Raw genomic sequence first — 1,803 nt, 5'->3', positions numbered from 1 at the left:
ACGGGGCGCCGCGGCGGGGAGCCCGGAGACGCGCATTCCGTCGCGCTGGACCGATGACGTCACGGGGGGCAGGCCGTCACTTGGAGTAGACCGTCACTTCGAGCAGACCGTAAGATAAGAAGGTCAGTCCCGCTGACATGTCTCAGCGCCGCCCGGGAGCGTCAAGCCCGGGGGTGCCGGCCCGCGAGACAGCCGCCCCGGACCCTTCCGGGGCTTGCCGGCCGCCGCGCCGGGTCCGATACCGGTCCGGTGCGAGGTCGGGACCCGAGGGGAACAGCATGCGCGACGCCGAGGCACCGGGCCGCCGGGTCTGGATCCGCGATCCGCTGGCCATCCTGGCGCAGGGGGCCGGGGGCGGCCTCGTGGTGGAGGGCAGCCGGATCGTCGAGATCGTCGGGGCGGGCGCCCGGCCGGCCTCCCCGGTGGACGAGACCTTCGACGCCTCGCGCCACGTGGTCGTTCCGGGGCTGATCAACACCCACCACCACGCCTTCCAGACGCTCACCCGGGCGCACCCGCTGGCGATCAACAAGCCGCTCTTCCCGTGGCTGAAGGCGCTCTACACGGTCTGGGGCCGGATCACCCCGGAGGCGTTCCGCCTCGCCACCCGCGTGGCCTATACCGAATTGCTGCTCTCGGGCTGCACCACGGCGGGCGACCACCATTACCTGTTCCCGGAGGGGCTGGAGGATTCGGTGGACGTCCAGGTCGAGGAGGCCCGGAGCCTCGGGATCCGGGCCGCCGTGACCCGGGGCTCGATGAGCCTGTCCGACCGGGAGGGCGGCCTGCCCCCCAAGACGCTGACGCAGGACGACGACACGATTCTTTCGGACTGCGAGCGGGTTCTGAACCTGTTCCACGACCCCGCCCCCGGGGCGATGGTGCAGATCGGCCTGGCGCCGTGCTCGCCCTTCGCGGTGACCGAGCGGCTGATGCGCGAGAGCGCGGAGCTGGCCGCCCGGCACGGCTGCCGCCTGCACACCCATCTCGGCGAGACGCTGGACGAGGACGGCTACTGCCTGTCGATGTTCGGCTGCCGGCCCGTGGACTACCTGGAACGGGTCGGCTGGATGACCGACCGGGTCTGGCTCGCCCACGGCATCCACTTCAATGACGCCGAGGTCGCCCGGCTCGGCAAGGCCGGGGTCGGCGTGTGCCATTGCCCGACCTCGAACATGACCCTGGCCTCGGGCCGCTGCCGCACCTGCGAGCTGGAGGCGGCGGGCTCGCCCGTGGGACTCGGGGTCGACGGCTCGGCGTCCAACGACAGCTCCAACCTCATGGAGGGGGTGCGGCACGCGCTGATGCTGAGCCGGCTCACCTACGGGGCCGAGGCCGTGACCCATCTCGATGCCCTGCGCTGGGCCACGCAGGGTTCGGCCGCCTGCCTGGGACGCTCCGATATCGGCCGGATCGCGCCGGGCCTGGAGGCCGACCTCGCCCTGTTCACCCTGGACGAGCTGCGCTTCTCCGGCGCCCACGATCCGCTGGCCGCCCTGGTCCTGTGCGGCGCGACCCGGGCCGACCGGGTGATGGTGGCCGGCCGCTGGCGGGTGATCGACGGTGAACCGCTGGGTGTGGATACGGGTCGCCTGCGCGAGGACCATTCGCGGCTGGCCAAGGCGCTGTTCGGGGCGGGGTGAGGCTCGAAAGTCTCGCATTCAAAAGGTCCGGGACCCAGCCCTTTCAAGGTGTTTGATTTGCCAGAACCCTGGCGGTTGCGACATGGGCGTTGGTCTGGCGTGCGGGCTCGGTAGACCGCGGCTTGGGTTTTCGCTGGCTGGCGGCCACGCGTTTGGGGTC

At 71.6% G+C, this 1,803-nt stretch carries 1 protein-coding gene; it reads left to right on the top strand.

Annotated elements, in window-relative coordinates:
- The first annotated feature begins 278 nt into the window (after positions 1-278).
- On the top strand, positions 279-1,643 hold the full coding sequence (locus tag FV228_RS28615; protein ID WP_147857571.1) for an 8-oxoguanine deaminase: 1,365 nt from the start codon (positions 279-281) through the stop codon (positions 1,641-1,643).
- Positions 1,644-1,803 lie beyond the last annotated feature (160 nt).

This window comes from Methylobacterium sp. WL18, from assembly GCF_008040015.1.
GTDB classification, from domain to species: Bacteria; Pseudomonadota; Alphaproteobacteria; order Rhizobiales; family Beijerinckiaceae; genus Methylobacterium; species Methylobacterium mesophilicum.
This window is presented reverse-complemented; position numbering and strand designations above follow the sequence as displayed.